Genomic DNA, 15270 nt, shown 5'->3' on the forward strand with positions numbered 1-15270 from the left:
ATAATCAGATGGCGTGCAAAGATGGCCGGATGGAAGACGGAGTGGATCAGCACGTGGCCCGGTGGGCGGCGTTCTGGAAGGACGAGCCGCAGTTCGCGCCCGAGGTGGAGGGTGCCCTGGTGCGGATGAAGCACATCCTGCGCCGGATCGAGCGGGCCGACGCGGCGGCGTTCGCCCGCAACGGCGACGACTTCACGCTGCAGGACTACAAGACCCTGCACGTGTTGATGATCCAGCCGTGGCCGACCGAGGCGACCCCGGCGCAACTGGCCGAAGCGGCGAACGTGACCCGGGCCGCGATGACCAGCCGGCTCGACCGGCTGGAGGCGGCCGGCCTGGTGACCCGGACCGTCGATGCGCAGGACCGGCGGCGGGTGCTGATCCGGCCGACGCCGGCCGGCCGGGACCGGTGGAGTGCGGACATCTTCGCGGGTATGGCGCGCGACCAGGAGGCGCTCCGGGTGCTCTCCCTGGAGGAGCTGGAGCAGCTCAACGGCCTACTGCGGAAAGTCCTACATTCCCTGGGGGAATAATGGGTCGATGCTCCTCGACCCGCGTGGCCAGCGCTTCGCCGCGGCCATCACCAGCATCGTCATCGCCCTCGTGCTGATCACCGGCTCCGGCTGGCTGGCGCTCGCTCAGGCCGCGGTCTTCGCGGTCACCGCGTACCGGCCGAAATGGGGTCCCTACCCCTGGATCTTCCGGCTCCTGGTGACACCGCAGCCGTCCGAACCCGCTGCCCCCGTGCGCTTTGCGCAGCTAGTCGGATTCGCCTTTTTGAGCGTCTCCGCGGCGGGTTACCTCGCGGGTGCGGAGACAGTCGGTCTTGTCGCCGCGGCCTTCGGGCTGCTCGCGGCGTTCCTGAACGCGGCTTTCGGGCTCTGCCTGGGCTGCGAGGCCTATCTGGGGATTCGCAGGCTGACGGGCAGAAACGCCGAAGGTGTCGGCAATGTCTAGAACTTCGGGGCGTCCGGGGCTTCCAGGAGTCCCAGCCGCAGCGCTGTCATGAGCGCCTGCGCCCGGTTCGCCGCACCCAGCTTCTCGTACAGCTTCGAGATGTGCGTCTTCGCCGTCGACTCCGAGACGAACAGCTGCTTGGCGATCCCGGCCACACTCATGCCGTCGGCCAGCAGCCGCAGCACCTGACCCTCGCGCGGCGACAGCTGCGGACCGGACGGGGCGAGCCGGCGTTTCATCGCCTCGGCCAGGTCGGCCGCGGTGAACGCGCTGGGCGCCGACGCGGCATGCCGGGCCGCCGCCACCACCTCGTCGGCCGGGGCCGTCTTCGGCACGAAGGCGCTGGCCCCGGCCTCGAGCGCGCCGAACAGCTGGTCGTCGCCCGCATACATGGTGAGCACCACGATGCCCATGTTGGCGTTGTTCTTGCGCAGGGCGCGGGTGGCCTCCAGGCCGCTGCCGTCCGGCAGCCGGAGGTCCATGATCACGACGTCCGGCTGCAGCGCACCGGCCTGGCGCACCGCCTCCGCGGCCGTCGCCGCCTCGCCGACGACCTCGAACTGCCGGTCGCGCTCGAATGCGTGTCGCAGCCCCTTACGGATCAAGTCGTGATCGTCGACAAGGAGGACCTTGGTGCGCGTCGTCGGCGCAGGACTGGTCGACATGCTCGGGTTACTCCCCTTCTGGAGCGGAAACGCTATCCCGCACGCTATCGCGCCGAGGCGGGGTTCCGAGCACTACGGCGACGGTTGTCCCGCTGGGGTGTCGTGGAGTGATCTTGAGACGACCCCGGATGCGTTCGGCCCGCTCGGCCATGATGGTGAGACCGTACCGGCCATCGGGCCGATTGTCGGCGAAACCCTTGCCGTCGTCAGAAACCTCGATTTCCGCGTACGGCGGATCCACCGTGCACGTGACCCACAGGTTCGCGGCGCCGGCGTGCTTGCGCGCGTTCGTGATCGCCTCCTGGGCGATGCGCAGCAGTTCCGCCTCCGTCGCCGCGGGCAGACGCGCGGTCGACTCGTCGAAGGTGAAGTGCACCCGCAGGCCGGCGCTGGTGCCCAGGGTCCGCGCGTACTCCGCGATCGCGGCGGCCAGACCGCCGTTGCGGTCGACCTCCGACCGAAGCTCGAACAGGCTCAGCCGCAACTCGGTGATCACCCGGGTCACCTCGCCGCGCAGCGCGCGCAGCTCCTCCGCCGTCTCCTCGGCCCCCTCCGGCAGGGTGGCCTGCGCGTTGTCGATGCCGTAGCCGACCATCACCAATTCCTGGGCGACCCCGTCGTGGATCTCCCGGGCCAGCCGCTGCCGCTCCTCGTTGGTGGCCAGCGACCGGACGTCGTCGAAGAGCAGGGCGGCCTCCAGCCGCAGCGCGGCCGGCTCGGTCACCTCGGTCACGCTCTGCACCACCGGCGACGGGTACGCCCCCGCGGCGTCCGTCTCCAGAATCACCAGGCCGATCGTCCGGACCCCGGCGACCAGCGGGACGACCAGCGAGGACACCTCGCCGCCCCGGTGCGTGCGGGCCTGCGACCGGCTCGCCACGTGCGGCTGCTGGGTGGCCCAGGCGTCGGCGATCGCCGAGTCGGCGTCGAGCGTGGTCTCCCAGTCGACCCGCTCCGCCCCGGTCTGCGCCAGCACCACCAGCCGGCCGCCGCCGCTGGCCGAGAGCACCGCGGCCCGGTGCCCCGGGGTGACCGCGCGCAACTCCTCCAGCAGGTGCTCGGAGATGCCGCCCGGGTCCAGGGTCGCGCCGGGCAGCGAACGGGCGACGCTGCGCAGCTGGGTGAGCAGGCGGGTGGCCTCCGCGTACGGCTGCGGGGTCGCCTCGGCCGGCTGCAGGAACTGGCGCATCGCCTCGGCCGCGAACGTCACGATCGCGCCCAGCACCAGCCACTGCCCGCCGGCCGCCAGATAGCCGGTGCCGGCCAGCACCGTCTTCGGTCCGGCCAGCGCGCCGCCGGCCACCATCGCCACCGCGGCCACGCCGAGCAGCGCGGCACCCTCGGTCGGCTTGCGGCGCAGCGCCGCGGTCAGCAGCGGCACCGCGAGGTACGGCAGGATCGCCTCGGCGCCGAAACCCTGCACCGCCCCGGTCGACGCCTTGGCGATGAAACCGGCCGCGAGACCGGTCACGATCACCTCGGCGAACCGGCCGGCCGGGGCCAGCACCGGATGCCGGCGGGCCACGAAGGCGGGCACCGCGGCGACCGCCAGCAGGGCGACCCAGCCCAGCTGGCGCGGGTCACCGCTGGCGATCAGGGAGAGCACGGCGACCAGCGCGAGCATGATCACACGCGCGGCGGCTTCGAGCGGGCGGATGCGCGTGGAACCGCTGGCTTGGGCTGGCACGTCACGGATGGTAGCGGCCCGGGCGGGAAACGGCCCGTTCGGCGACGGGGCGGTGGCACGCTTTGTCGTACCCAGCGGGTAGCCTCCCGTGCATGGCGGACACCTCGACCCAGTCGATCCAGGTCGCTGCGCCCCCGGCCCGGGTGGCCGAGGTGATCTGTGACTTCCCGGCCTACCCGGAGTGGGCCGAGGCGATCAAACAGGCCACCGTCGTCGAGGAGTACGAGGACGGATATGCCGCACAGGTCGCCTTCCGGATCGACGCCGGGGTGATGGCCGACGAGTACACGTTGGAGTACGCGTACGCCGACGACCTCTCCCGGATCGAGTGGCATCTCGTCGCGCCCTCCAAGACCCAGAAGTCCCAGGAGGGGGCGTACGAATTGGTCCCCACCGCGGATGGCGGGACGACGGTGACCTACACGCTCGCCGTCGAGCTGGCGATCGGCATGCTGGGGATGTTCCGCCGCAAGGCAGAGAAGATGATCATGGATACGGCGTTGAAGGAGCTCAAGCGGCGGGTCGAGAGCCTGCCCGCGGCCTGATCGCGGGGATCGCCGGTCGGCCTGGCGGTCGGGCGGTCCGGATTCGGGCGGTCCGGGCGGGCGGTCCGGGTTCGGGTCAGTTCGGGGTGGGATCGGCTCGGGGCCCCCGGTCCGGTGTCGGGTCGGTTCGTTGGTGGCTCGGTCCGGGTTTGATCGGCCGGGTTGCGGGTTTCCGCTCGTGGCGGGGCCGTGGGTGCGGATGTTGCTCGCGGCTGGAACCGTGAGTGTGGGTGTGCTCGCGGCCGGGCCGCGGGGGTTCTTGCTCGCGGCCGGGCCGTGAGTGCGGTGATCTTGCTCGCGGCCGGGGTCGCGGGTGCGGTGATCTTCCGCGGCGGGGCCGCGGGTGGTGAGGGGGAGCGATGGCCGGGTCCGCACGTGACGAGGCGGAGCGACTGGTGGCGGCGATCATCGCCAGGGCCGCGACGGCCGGGGTGTCAGCCGCGGCGTCGGCCGCCTCGTCCGCCGACGCGGGGAAGGTCGCGGGCGCCGCGGTCTCCGGGACGGCGAAGCTGGTGGGCAACACCGTCGACGGCTTCTTCGGGATGCTCAACGACGTGGCCCGCGGCGGAGCGGGTCAACCCGGCACGCCCGGGCCCGGCGGACGCTGGGCGACCGGCAGCCCGGAATGCTGCGTGTGCCCGGTCTGTCAGGCGATCGCGGCGGCGCGCAACCCCAGCCCGGAAACCGTCTTCAAGGTCGTGACCGGGGCCGGGGACCTGGCCGGCGGGGCGGCGGGCGTGCTGCGCGGTCTGTCGTCACTGGCCGGCGCCGTGCTGGGGGAGCGGTCGCGGCCGACCCGGAAATCTCCCGGCGGGGGCGCGGGGCGGCAGGCGCCGGGCGGGGAACGGCAGGCGCCTGGTGCGGGGCGGCAGCCAACGAGCGGGGAACGGCAGGCGCCGAGCCCGGGGCGGCAGGCGCCGAGCGGGGAATGGCAGGCGCCGGGCGCGGGGCGGCAGGCAACGGGTGAAGGGCGGCGTGCGCCGAGCTCCGATCAGGCGTGGTCGGCGGCGACCCGGGCGGCAGATCCGGCCAGACCGACCAATCCGCATGATCTCGCCGAAACGACAGGATCAGTGTCCGCGGCGGGCGTCCCGGCCCGGCCGGTGGACCGGGACGAGTCTGGGCAGACTGCGGGTCGGGTGGCAGGTCAGGCTGGCGTCGCGCAGGCGGCACGTCCGGCCGGCTCTCCACCGGTGACGGGTCAGGCCGGTTATCCGTCGGCGGCGGATCAGGCCGGCTCGCCCCGGCCGGCGACCACGGTGCGCGCGGCTTCCTGGACGGGTGCGGTCGCCGGGGCCGATGCTTCCGGTTCGGATCGGGAGGCCGACCCGTGGGCCGCCGCGACGGCGGACAGCGCCAGGGAGGCCGAGGAGGCGCGCGCCCGGGCTCGGGCGGCGGAGCAGGCGGTGGCCAAGGCGGTCGCTGAGGCGCGCCGTGCGGCGGGGCGCCGGGCCACGGCGGGCGAGGCTTCGGCCGTACCGGCAAATCGCCCGGACGGGGCCGCGGCCGTGCCGGGCCCCAGCGGTCCGGGGCAGGCCGCAGTGGTGCCGGCCGGAAACGGTGTCGGGCAGGCCGCAGTGGTACCGGAACAGGCCGAGCCGCAGGGGAATGCGGGTTCGGTGGCCGGTGAGGCGCCGAAGGCTGCCCGGAAGCGGGCCGCTCCGCGGAAACGCGCGGCCGCGGGTGCCGGCGCGGCCGAGCGATCTGGCCGGAAGGCCGGAGAAGTAGCGGCCGTGCCGGAGCAGGGCGGGTCGCGGGAGCAGGGCGGGTCGTTGGGGGATGCGGGTTCGGTGGCCGGTGAGGCGCCGAAGGCTGCCCGGAAGCGGGCCGCTCCGCGCAAGCGCGCGGCCGGGGATGCCGGCGGGACCGCCGGGGCGGGCCGGAGTGGGGACGGGGAGGCCGCGGCCGGACGGAAGCGGGCGGCTGCGGACATCCGGTCCGTGGGCACGGCGGAGGCCGCCGAAGGTGGCGCGGGCCCGACCCGTAGCGTGGATCATGTGCGGGGCGCGGAAGCGCCCGAGGATCGCGGGGCCGGGGCGGGCGATGGCGCCCGGGACGGCGACGCGGTGTGAAGAGGGGACGGGCAGCGTGACGCTGACCATCGGAATCGACGTCGGCGGCACCAAGGTCGCCGGTGGTGTGGTCGACGAGCACGGCAACGTGCTCGCTTCGAACCGGCGGCCGACACCGGCCGACGACCCGGCCGGCACCCGGGACACGATCGTCGAGGTGGCCGCCGAGCTGGCGGCGCAGTACCCGGCCGCGACCGCGATCGGGATCGGCGCCGCGGCCTGGATCGACGCGGCCGGGTCGACGGTGCTGTTCGCGCCGAACCTGGCCTGGCGGGACGAGCCGCTGCGCGACTACGTGTCGAAGGCCGTGGGCCTGCCGACCGTGCTGGAGAACGACGCGAACGTCGCGGCCTGGGCCGAGTTCCGGTTCGGGGTGGCCAAGCACGCCGACGACTCGATGGTGATGATCACGGTGGGCACCGGGATCGGTGGCGGCATCGTGCTGAACGGCAAGCTGTGGCACGGCGCCAACGGGATCGCCGGTGAGCTCGGTCACCTCCAGTCGGTGCCGGACGGGCATCCGTGCGGCTGCGGCCGGCTCGGCTGCCTGGAGCAGTATGCGAGCGGCAACGCCCTGGTCCGGTTCGCCCGCGCCGGCGCCCGGCAGGAGCCGGAGCGGGCGGCGAAGCTGCTGGAGCTGGCCGGTGGGGACGCGCTGGCGATCACCGGGCGGCAGATCACCGAGGCGGCCCGGGCCGGTGACGGTGTGGCGATGGACGCGTTCGCGCAGATCGGGTACTGGCTCGGGGTGGCCCTGGCCGACCTGGCGCAGAGCCTGGACCCGCAGATCCTGGTGATCGGCGGTGGGGTGATCGACGCCGGCCCGCTGCTGATGGGCCCGGCGGAGCGGACCTACCGCGATCAGCTCGCCCAGCGGGACCGGTTCCCGGTGGCCGAGGTGCGCGCCGCCCAGATGGGTAATGTGGCCGGCGTCGTGGGCGCGGCCGACCTGGCCCGGCGTTAGCCACCGAGGCGAGGGGGCGGGGATGTCCGGGGTTCCGTTGCGCGTGCTCAGCTGGAACGTGCACGGGTTGTCCGACGACCGGGCGGCGCTGACCGGCCTGGTCCGCGAGCTGGCCCCGGACGTCCTGATCGTGCAGGAGGCACCGCGCCGGTTCCGCTGGCGGGAGAAGTCGGCGACGCTGGCCGGCGAGTGCGGCCTGGTGGTCGCCGCCGGCGGGCTGCCCGCACTGGGCAACCTGCTGCTGGTCGACCTGCGGGTGGCGGTCGGCCAGACGTGGAACCTGCGCTATCCGCTGACCCCGGGCCGGCATCTGCGCGGCGCGTTCTTCGCCCGGGGCCGGGTGCGCGGGGCGTCCTTCACCGTGTCCGGTTCGCACCTGGCCACCGACCCGGCGGAGCGCCCGGCCCAGGCCGCGCTCTGGAAGGACGAGCTGTCCGCGCTGACCGGTCCGGTGATCGTGGCGGCCGATCTGAACGAGGGCCCGGGCGGCGGCGCCTGGCGCACCGTCGAGGACGGGCTGCTGACCACCCGGGACGACGAGCCGACCTATCCGGCGTCGGCGCCGAGCCGGCGGATCGACGCCCTGTTCGTCACCCCGGACGTCACCATCGAGCGGTACGAGATCATCGCGACCGACCGGGCGCGCGTCGCCAGTGATCATCTGCCGATTCTCGCGGACCTTCTGCTGCCGCCGGACTGAGCTTCCGGCCCGGGGCCCCGTCTGGCAGGATCGCCGGGTGCACGACTCCCCGGACATCGGTGACCGCCGTGACGCCGTCTGCGTCGTCGGCGCCGGCCCCAGCGGCCTGACCGCCGTGAAGAATCTGCGTGAGCTGGGCTTCCAGGTCGACTGCTACGAGCGGGAGACCGGGGTGGGTGGCGCCTGGAACTGGCGGCACGACCGCAGCCCGGTGTCGGCCGGCACCCATCTGATCTCGTCGCGGCCGCTCACCGAGTTCCCCGATTTCCCGATGCCGGACACCTGGCCGGACTACCCGCACCACAGCCAGGTGCTGACCTACCTGGAGCGGTATGCCGCGCATTTCGGGCTGGGTGAGCACATCTGGTTCGGCATGGAGGTGGTGTCGGCGGCGCCGACCGGGGACGGCGGCTGGGAGGTGACCACCCGGTCGACCGGCGGTGGCACGTCCCGCACCTCGCGGTACGCCGCGCTGATCGTGGCGAACGGGCACAACTGGGATCCGCGGAAGCCGGAGATTCCCGGCGAGTTCCGGGGCCGGGTGATGCACGCCGGGGCGTACAAGGATCCGGCTGTGCTGCGTGGGCGCAAGGTGCTGGTGATCGGCGGCGGCAACACCGGCTGCGACATCGCGGTGGAGGCCGCGCAGCAGGCCGCCCAGGTGTGGCATTCGACCCGCCGGGGGTACTGGTACGCGCCGAAGTACGTGCTGGGTCGCCCCGCCGACCAGGTCAACGATCGGCTGCTGAGGTGGCGGCTGCCGCTGCGCCTGCGGCAGTGGCTCTATCGCCGCACGGTCCGGCTGACCACCGGCGACCTGACCCGGTTCGGGCTGCCGGCGCCGGACCACCAGCCGTACGAGACCCATCCGGTCGTCAACAGCCAGCTGCCGTATCTTCTCGGCCACGGGCGGATCACCCCGGTGCCGGACGTGACGGCGTTCGACGACGCCGCGGTGGAGCTGGCCGGCGGGCAGCGCATCGAGCCCGACCTGGTGATCACCGCGACCGGGTACCGTCCGCGGTTCGAGTTCCTGGAGCCGGGCCTGCTCGACGCCGACGAGCACGGCCGCCCCGACCTGCACCTGCACACGTTCGCCCGGAAGAATCCGACGCTCGTGGTGATCGGCCTGCTGCAGCCGGATTCCGGGTTGCTGCCGCTGGCGCACTGGCAGAGCGTGGCGGCGGCCCGGTGGCTGCGGCTGCGGCTGACCGATCCGGCGCGGGCCGCCGCGGTCCAGCAGAGGGAGTCGGCGAAGCCGCTGTCGGCCTGGTCACGGCGCCGGGTGGTGGACACCGAACGGCACTGGTTCGAGGTGGACCACGTCGCCTATCTCCGTTGCCTGCAGAGTCTGCTCACTGAGATGGAGCCGGCCGCGTGACTGGTTTTGATCTGCTCCGGTTCGACGATTGGACCGATCCGGTGCCGCCGGCCCAGCGGGAGATCGTGTCCCGGCTGCCGGACGAGGATCGCGGCCGCCCGCCGGTGGTGTTCGTGCCCGGGCTGGGGCACGGCGGCTGGGCGTTCGCCGAGCATTGGCTGCCGCACACCGCCGGCCGCGGTTTCCCGGCGTACGCGGTCAGCCCGCGCCCCGGCGGGGATCTGCGCGCCCTGGTGCACGACGTGGTGCAGACCGCGGCCGGGTTGCCGCGGCAGGCGGTGCTGGTCGGCCACGGCGTCGGCGCCCTGGTGGTGGCCCGTGCCCTGGGTCGCTATCCGGCGCGCGCCGCGGTGCTGGCCGCCCCTGTGCTGGACGGCTGGTCGGCACTGGGGTCGGCGGTGCGGGCCAATCCGGCCGGGACGCTGCCCGCCCTGTTCGGCGGCCGGCTTCGGCTGTCCGCCCGGCAGCTGTTCAGCGCCGGAGTGCCGGCCGAGCAGGCGTCCGCGTACCTGGGCCGGATCCGGCCGCGGCCGCGGGTCGAGCTGCTGCGTCGGGTCAGGCCGCCGCGTCCGGTCGGTGCGCCGCCGGTGCTGGTGGCGGGCAGCCCGGACGACCGGGTGGTGGGCCGCAAGGCGCTGGACCGGGCGGCCGCGGCCTATGCCGGCGCCCCGCTGATGTTTCCCGGCATGGGCCACGAGCTGATGCTGGAGCCGAGCTGGGCGGAGCCGATCGACGCCGTCCTGGACTGGCTGGACAAGCAGCTACCGCGCGCCTAGCCGCTGGGCGAGGCGGCCGGTGTGGTCGAGGGCGGTGAGGTAGGCGCGGGCCCAGGCGTGGATGTCGTGTTCGGCCAGGTGCCGGCGCATCGCGGTCATCCGGGCGGCCAGGTCGGCCGGGTCCGCCTCCAGCGCCCGCAGCAGCGTCTGCTTCAACCCGTCCAGGTCGTGCGGGTTGACCAGGAACGCCTCGTCGAGCTCGGCGGCCGCCCCGGCGAACTCGCTGAGCACCAGTGCTCCGGTGCCGTCCGCGCGGGCCGCCACGAACTCCTTGGCCACCAGGTTCATCCCGTCCCGCAGCGGGGTCACCACCATCACGTCCGCGGTCCGGTACAGCGCGGCCAGTTCCCAGCGGTCGAACGGCTGGTTGAGGTAGTGGATGGCGGGTTCGCCGACCCGCCCGTACTCCCCGTTGATCCGGCCGACCTCACCCTCGACCCGGTCCCGCAGGTCGCGATAGCTGTCGACGCGTTCCCGGCTGGGCACCGCGACCTGCACCAGTACCGTGTCGCGGACCTTGACGTACCCGTCGCGCAGCAGTTCCCGGTACGCGGTGAGCCGGTGCTCGATGCCTTTGGTGTAGTCCAGCCGGTCGACGCTGAGCAGCACCCGTTTCTGCTCACCGAGGTCGTGCCGCAGCTGCCGGGCGTGGGCCGCCACATCGGGCCGGGCGGCCAGCGCGCTCATCTCGGCCACGTCGATGGAGACCGGGAACGCCCCGGTGCGCACGGTCCGCCCGCCGACCGTGATCGCGTCGTCGGTGGCGTCCGCCCCGAGCAGCTTCTTGGCCAGCTGGGCGAGGTTGTGCGCGGCCTGTTCCCGCTGGAAGCCGACCAGGTCGGCGCCGAGCAGCCCGTGCACCAGCTCGACCCGGCGGGGCAGCTGCATGAACAGTTCCGGCGGCGGGAACGGCACGTGCATGAAGAAGCCGATCAGCAGGTCGGGCCGCAGCTCGCGGAGCATCCGCGGGACGAGTTGCAGGTGGTAGTCCTGCACCCAGACCGCCGCGTTGCGGCCGGCCACCTCGGCGGCGGCTTCGGCGAACCGCTGGTTGACCGCGCGGTAGGTCTCCCACCACTCGCGCTGGAAGACCGGCTGCTGGACGGCGTCGTGGTACAGCGGCCAGAGCGTCGCGTTCGCGAACCCTTCGTAGTGGCCGCGCAGTTCGTCATCGCTCAGCGCGACCGGTCGCAGGCGCAGGCTGCCGATGTCCGGCAGCCGGGGGGCCGGGCCGACCACACCGCTCCAGCCGACCCAGGTGGCCGGGGTCTGCTGCAGGATGGCGTGCAGGGCGCTGGCCAGACCGCCCGGGCTCTGCCGCCACTCGCAGGCGCCGTCGGCGGCGGCGCTGTCGTTGAGGGGCAGACGGTGTGCGACGACGACGAGCGAACTCTGGCGCATCACCGTAGGTTACCGGCAGAGCACCGAAGTTGGTCGATTGACTGATTTGGGTCAGCGCGGTCAGACCACGGCGCCGTCGTCGAATTCGTCGTCGTCGTCACCGGAGCGCAGCCGCCACACCAGGGTGATCGCCCCGCCGACGATCCCGGCGAAGCCGAAGAACATCACGAAGTTGCGGTCGACCGGGATCAGCGTCGGGAACAGGAACAGCACGAAGCCGAGGATCACGCCGAGCGTGCCGGCGACCGTGTATTTCGAGATGTGCGGCAGCGGCGGGGGCGGCGGCGGCACATACCGCTCGTCCTCGTCGGCGACGTCGGGGAAGCCGAACGGGTCGATCACCGGATAGACCACCGGCTCCGGCGGTGGGGGATCGGTGCGCCGCCGGTTGACCGGGCGGCCGTCCTCACCGACGGGCCGGCTCCGGTCCTTGCGGTCGGCGTCGGAGGTGGTGCCCTCGGACTCCGGCCACGGCGCCGCGGCCGGGTCGACCGTGGTGTGGAACCCGGCGATGATCCGGTCCCACTCGGCGTCGACCTCGGACTGCGGCCGGGGTGCCGGCGCCGGCTCGGCCGGCGGGGTGGGCGGCACGCCCCCGGTCACCTGCTGCAGGTGCTCCCGCGCGGTGTCCAGGTGGAGGCGGTCCACGTAGAGCCGGTCGATCGGCCGGGCGGGCAGCGTGGTGGCCCGCAGGATCGGGTTGAGATCCGCGGTGGGTTGCAGATATGCCGCGATGCCGTCACCGGCGAGCACGTCGAGCAGATGTTCCCCTACGCGTGGGTCGACGTCGCCCGCGACCGCGTAGTCGGTCGCGTCGAGTCCGTTGTCCCGCCGCCCGCGACGGGCGCCGCCCGCTGTCACCGATGCACCCCCCTTGCCCGACCGTGCCTTGAATGGTGACACGGCAGGCGCCTGTTGCGGGAGTGCGTTGTGGCGCGCCGCCCCCGCTTCGTACCCTTCTTGCGCCCCGGGACGCCGGCGGCATCCGCTGAAAGGACGGCAGTGTTCTACTGGCTGCTCAAGTTGGTGGTCCTCGGACCCGTGCTGAAGCTCGTCTTCCGCCCCCACGTCGAGGGCCTGGCGAACGTGCCGCGTTCCGGCCCGGTGATCCTGGCGTGCAACCACCTCTCGTTCTCCGACTCGATCTTCACCCCGTTGGTGATGAAGCGGAAAGTGACCTTCGTCGCGAAAGCTGAATACTTCACCGGCAAGGGGATCAAGGGCTGGCTCTCCCGGATGTTCTTCGTCGGCGCCGGGACCATCCCGGTGGACCGTTCGGGCGGCGAGGCTGCCCAGGCGGCGCTCGACACCCTCCTGAGGGTGCTCCGCGAGGGCAACATCGCCGGCATCTACCCGGAGGGCACCCGGTCGCCCGACGGCCGGCTGTACCGCGGCAAGACCGGCGTGGCCCGTCTGGCGCTGGAGAGCGGCGCCCCGGTCGTCCCGGTGGCGCTGCTCAACACCGACGAGATCCAGCCGACCGGCACGCTGGTCCCGACGGTCAAGCGGGTCCGGATGCGGATCGGCGCACCGCTCGACTTCTCCCGTTACGCCGACTCGCGCGGGGACCGGTTCGTCGAGCGCGCGATCACCGACGAGATCATGTTCGAGCTGATGGCGCTCTCCGGCCGGGAGTACGTCGACGTCTATGCCGCGAAGCTGAAAGACCCGCAACCCGCCTGATCACTTCCGGTCCGGCCGGTCTGGCGACCGTCGATTCGGCGGTACGGGTGAGCCACCCCCCATGGTGGGGCGGGGCTCACCGCGTACCGCCGATCGATCGGCCTGGACCGCAGCGGACCGGAAGCCTCAGTTCATGCCCGCCCGGCGTTTCAGGGCCTGCACGTCGGTGACCACGATCCGGCGGCCCTCGGTGCGCAGCCAGCCGCGGTTGGCGAACGAGCCGATCGCCTGGTTCACACTCTGCCGGGACCCGCCGGCCATCTCGGCCAGCTGGCTCTGGTTCAGCTCGATGGTGATCATCGGCGCCTGACTCTCCCCGGAGAGCCGGACCAGCGTCTTGGCCACCCGACCGGGCAGGTCCAGGAAGACGTGGTCGGCGTTCTGCTCGGTGAGACGACGGATCAGCCCCCCGACCGATCGCATCACCGCATCGAGGATCCGCGGGTTCGAGTGGACCAGGTCCATGAAGGCGGCCCGGGACAGCGACAGCGCCTGCGAGTCCTCGATCGCCTCGGCCGATGCGCTGCGGGTCAAGGCGTCCAGCAGCGACACCTCGCCCAGCACGTCCGGCGGGCGGACCACGGTGAGCACCGCGCGCTCACCGGTCGGCGCGGTGCGGAAGACCGCCACCGCGCCCCGTTTCATGATGATCAGCGAGTCGCCCGGATCGTGCTCGACGAAGAGGATCTGCCCCTTGCGGTAATGGCGCGGAACCGCCGCGGCGATCACCCGCTGTCGGACATCCGGCTCGAGCCCGGCGAACATTTCGACGCCGGTGAGCGCGTCACCGGAATCCGGCATGCGATGGTCCACGGCGTTATCCCTCCCCCCAGGGTGACCGCGTCCACCCGGCTGGTGCCGGCCCCCTGACGCGAACGATCACTCTTAGCACACGGCGCGCTCCGAGCGCCATTTCCCGACCGGACATCGACGCTCGCCACGTACGATCATGTCGTCTCAGTCGCTTTCTGTAAACACCTCATCGCCTTCTGTGATTGTCACCCTGGCTGTCCGTCGCATTTGGGTGGTGTGCCGTGATAATCCCGCGGTGCCGGAAGATGAGATTCTGCGAATCGCTCTGCGCGACCAGTGGCACCTGAATCCCAGCGGGATCACCGCGCTGCCGAGGGCCGTGATGTCGCGCGACTGGGAGGTCACCGCGGGACGTGAGCGCTACGTGGCCCGTCTCGTGGAGACCGCCGCGCGACTGCCCGCCGAAGCCGGTCTGGCCGCCGCCGTGCACCTGCGCGGCGTGCGGATCAGCGCCGGCGAACCGGTCCGGACCCTGGCCGGGCAGCTCACCGCCGAAACCCCGCTCGGGGCCCTCGCGGTGCTGCGCCGGCCACCCGGGCGCCACCTCGACGGCGCCGACCCGATCGACCAGCAGTGGTGGGGCGAACGGCTCGGCGCGGTCCACCGGGCCCTGGACGGCTTCGTGCACCCCGGGCTGCGGCCCTGGCAGCCGGTCGAAGCGGACGCGGCGCACCTGGACGCCGAACCGTGGCTGCGGCCCGCCGTCGCCGCCGCGGTCACCGCCGCCACCCGGCTCACCGTGACCGACCGGCTCACCTACGGGGTGCTGCACGGTGACCCGGCCCCCGAGGCGTTCGTCCTGGACGTCGACACCGGCCGCACCGGGCTGCTGCACTGCGGTACCAGCGGCACCGGGCCGCTCGTCTACGACGTGGCCGCCGCGGTGATCTACGCCGGCGGGCCGGACCGGGCCGCCGAACTGCTCGACGGCTACCGCTGCGCCGGGCCGGTGGCCGCCGACGAGCTGGAAGCCGCCCTGCCGGTGCTGCTGCGGCTGCGCTGGGCGGTGCTGGCCGAGCGGTCCGCCCGCCGGGGCTGCCCCACCGGGCTGGCGGCGGCGCGGGAGGCCCTGACGTCCATGCCCGGATGACGATGGGCGAGGATGTACCGCGATGGTCTACCGCTATTTCTACGACTGTGAATTCATCGAGGACGGCCGGCTCGTCGACCTGGTCTCGATCGGTGTCGTCGACGAGTTCGGCCGCGAGTTCTACGCGGTCAGCACCGAGTTCGACGACAGTCGCGCCGTGCCCTGGGTGCGCCGCAACGTGCTGGACAAGCTGCCGTCGCCGGCCGACAAGGCGTGGCGCAGCCGGGAGCGGATCCGTGAGGAGCTCTACGAGTTCCTGATGGAGCCGCTGCGCGGGCGTAACGAGCAGATGGAGCTCTGGGCGTGGTACGCGGCGTACGACCACGTGGCGCTGGCCCAGCTGTGGGGGGCGATGCCGGCCCTGCCGCGGGAGATCCCGCGGTTCACCAAGGACCTGCGCCAGCGGTGGGACGACCGGGGACGGCCGGCGCTGCCGGAGATGGCCGGGCGGCATGACGCACTGGTCGACGCGCGGCACAACCTGGCGCGCTGGCAGGCCATGGGGTCCGGTTCCTAGCTTCTACCGGGGCCCGTGG

Annotated in this window: 16 protein-coding genes; 11 read left to right on the forward strand and 5 right to left on the reverse strand. The window is 72.9% G+C overall.

The genetic code is table 11. The features are described from left to right. Positions 1 to 29 precede the first annotated feature (29 nt). Together ACSP50_RS07925 and ACSP50_RS07930 are read left to right on the forward strand one after the other, a co-directional pair. Positions 30 to 533, forward strand: a complete 504-nt coding sequence (locus ACSP50_RS07925) for a MarR family winged helix-turn-helix transcriptional regulator (RefSeq protein WP_099343712.1) — start codon at positions 30 to 32, stop codon at positions 531 to 533. 7 nt (positions 534 to 540) lie between these two features. After that, positions 541 to 957, forward strand: a complete 417-nt coding sequence (locus tag ACSP50_RS07930; protein WP_014688639.1) for a DUF4395 domain-containing protein — start codon at positions 541 to 543, stop codon at positions 955 to 957. On the opposite strand, the gene ACSP50_RS07935 is transcribed toward ACSP50_RS07930, so the two are convergent. Then, the gene (locus ACSP50_RS07935) at positions 954 to 1622 is read right to left on the reverse strand and encodes a response regulator (RefSeq protein ID WP_014688640.1); all 669 of its coding nucleotides are present in this window, start codon (positions 1620 to 1622) and stop codon (positions 954 to 956) included. The two genes, ACSP50_RS07930 and ACSP50_RS07935, sit on opposite strands and share 4 nt — an antisense overlap. A gap of 7 nt (positions 1623 to 1629) precedes the next feature. Further along, on the reverse strand, positions 1630 to 3309 hold the full coding sequence (locus ACSP50_RS07940) for a GAF domain-containing sensor histidine kinase (protein ID WP_043511026.1): 1680 nt from the start codon (positions 3307 to 3309) through the stop codon (positions 1630 to 1632). Between the two features lie 92 nt (positions 3310 to 3401). Here ACSP50_RS07940 and ACSP50_RS07945 point away from each other — a divergent pair, with 92 nt between their 5' ends. The 6 genes from ACSP50_RS07945 to ACSP50_RS07970 all read left to right on the forward strand — a co-directional run bounded on the left by ACSP50_RS07945 (position 3402) and on the right by ACSP50_RS07970 (position 9747). Next, positions 3402 to 3854: an SRPBCC family protein gene (locus tag ACSP50_RS07945; protein WP_014688642.1), complete on the forward strand. Its 453-nt coding sequence runs from the start codon at positions 3402 to 3404 to the stop codon at positions 3852 to 3854. Positions 3855 to 4213: 359 nt separating this feature from the next. Continuing rightward, a complete protein-coding gene (locus ACSP50_RS43325; RefSeq protein WP_014688643.1) occupies positions 4214 to 5926 on the forward strand; it encodes a hypothetical protein in 1713 nt (570 codons plus the stop codon). A 16-nt stretch (positions 5927 to 5942) separates the two neighbouring features. Further along, positions 5943 to 6890, forward strand: coding sequence for an ROK family glucokinase (locus ACSP50_RS07955; protein WP_014688644.1), 948 nt, complete (start codon positions 5943 to 5945; stop codon positions 6888 to 6890). 22 nt (positions 6891 to 6912) lie between these two features. Next, positions 6913 to 7590: an endonuclease/exonuclease/phosphatase family protein gene (locus ACSP50_RS07960; protein WP_014688645.1), complete on the forward strand. Its 678-nt coding sequence runs from the start codon at positions 6913 to 6915 to the stop codon at positions 7588 to 7590. Between the two features lie 37 nt (positions 7591 to 7627). Next, complete coding sequence (locus tag ACSP50_RS07965) at positions 7628 to 8971, forward strand: NAD(P)/FAD-dependent oxidoreductase (protein WP_014688646.1); 1344 nt, start codon at positions 7628 to 7630, stop codon at positions 8969 to 8971. Beyond that, positions 8968 to 9747, forward strand: a complete 780-nt coding sequence (locus ACSP50_RS07970; RefSeq protein WP_014688647.1) for an alpha/beta hydrolase — start codon at positions 8968 to 8970, stop codon at positions 9745 to 9747. Before ACSP50_RS07965 ends, ACSP50_RS07970 begins: the two co-directional genes overlap by 4 nt. On the opposite strand, the gene ACSP50_RS07975 is transcribed toward ACSP50_RS07970, so the two are convergent. Further along, a complete protein-coding gene (locus ACSP50_RS07975; RefSeq protein WP_014688648.1) occupies positions 9733 to 11148 on the reverse strand; it encodes a trehalose-6-phosphate synthase in 1416 nt (471 codons plus the stop codon). The two genes, ACSP50_RS07970 and ACSP50_RS07975, sit on opposite strands and share 15 nt — an antisense overlap. A 60-nt stretch (positions 11149 to 11208) precedes the next feature. Then, on the reverse strand, positions 11209 to 12009 hold the full coding sequence (locus ACSP50_RS07980) for a hypothetical protein (RefSeq protein ID WP_014688649.1): 801 nt from the start codon (positions 12007 to 12009) through the stop codon (positions 11209 to 11211). 141 nt (positions 12010 to 12150) lie between these two features. On the opposite strand from ACSP50_RS07980, the gene ACSP50_RS07985 reads away from it, so the two are divergent. Then, positions 12151 to 12831 (forward strand): 1-acyl-sn-glycerol-3-phosphate acyltransferase, encoded by a 681-nt coding sequence (locus ACSP50_RS07985; protein WP_014688650.1) that lies wholly within the window; start codon positions 12151 to 12153, stop codon positions 12829 to 12831. Between the two features lie 126 nt (positions 12832 to 12957). Here the strand turns inward: ACSP50_RS07985 and ACSP50_RS07990 are convergent, their stop codons facing one another. Continuing rightward, positions 12958 to 13632: a Crp/Fnr family transcriptional regulator gene (locus ACSP50_RS07990; RefSeq protein ID WP_369793947.1), complete on the reverse strand. Its 675-nt coding sequence runs from the start codon at positions 13630 to 13632 to the stop codon at positions 12958 to 12960. Positions 13633 to 13879: 247 nt separating this feature from the next. On the opposite strand from ACSP50_RS07990, the gene ACSP50_RS07995 reads away from it, so the two are divergent. Both ACSP50_RS07995 and ACSP50_RS08000 read left to right on the forward strand, forming a co-directional pair. Then, positions 13880 to 14734: a phosphotransferase enzyme family protein gene (locus ACSP50_RS07995; RefSeq protein ID WP_043511029.1), complete on the forward strand. Its 855-nt coding sequence runs from the start codon at positions 13880 to 13882 to the stop codon at positions 14732 to 14734. A gap of 22 nt (positions 14735 to 14756) precedes the next feature. Continuing rightward, positions 14757 to 15251 (forward strand): polyadenylate-specific 3'-exoribonuclease AS, encoded by a 495-nt coding sequence (locus ACSP50_RS08000; protein ID WP_014688653.1) that lies wholly within the window; start codon positions 14757 to 14759, stop codon positions 15249 to 15251. The last annotated feature ends 19 nt before the right edge of the window (positions 15252 to 15270 follow it).

The organism is Actinoplanes sp. SE50/110, assembly GCF_900119315.1.
Lineage (GTDB): Bacteria > Actinomycetota > Actinomycetes > Mycobacteriales > Micromonosporaceae > Actinoplanes.